The following is a 288-nucleotide window of genomic DNA, read 5'->3' as shown; positions in this document are numbered from 1 at the left end:
CCAACGAAAGTTTTCATGGCAATCACCTCAGATATCACAGACTGGGATCGTATTAAGATTACAGCATGTGGTTCCAGACGTGCCCCTGCCTGCGAAGTACCTGAAAAAGCTTCTTAAAACCGTAGCGAGGATAGCGCTCAGCGACCTCGGTCAGCCTCTGAATCACCGCTTCATCACGTCGCGTATCCGGTTGATAACGAAACACCGTCCTGCTTAGCGATAACGTCCTGCATGCCTGGCGTATGCTCATCGTAAATTGCGTGGTCAGATAGTTGACGAGCTCACGCT

1 pseudogene is annotated in these 288 nt (G+C 50.7%); it reads right to left on the bottom strand.

The annotated features are described in order from the left end of the window. Positions 1–67: 67 nt before the first annotated feature. A pseudogene (locus ACOZIO_RS25085) lies at positions 68–288 on the bottom strand (IS3 family transposase); the annotation flags it as partial.

Source organism: Rahnella sp. PD4 (assembly GCF_049199325.1).
In the GTDB taxonomy this organism is placed as follows: Bacteria; Pseudomonadota; Gammaproteobacteria; order Enterobacterales; family Enterobacteriaceae; genus Rahnella; species Rahnella perminowiae.
This window is presented reverse-complemented; position numbering and strand designations above follow the sequence as displayed.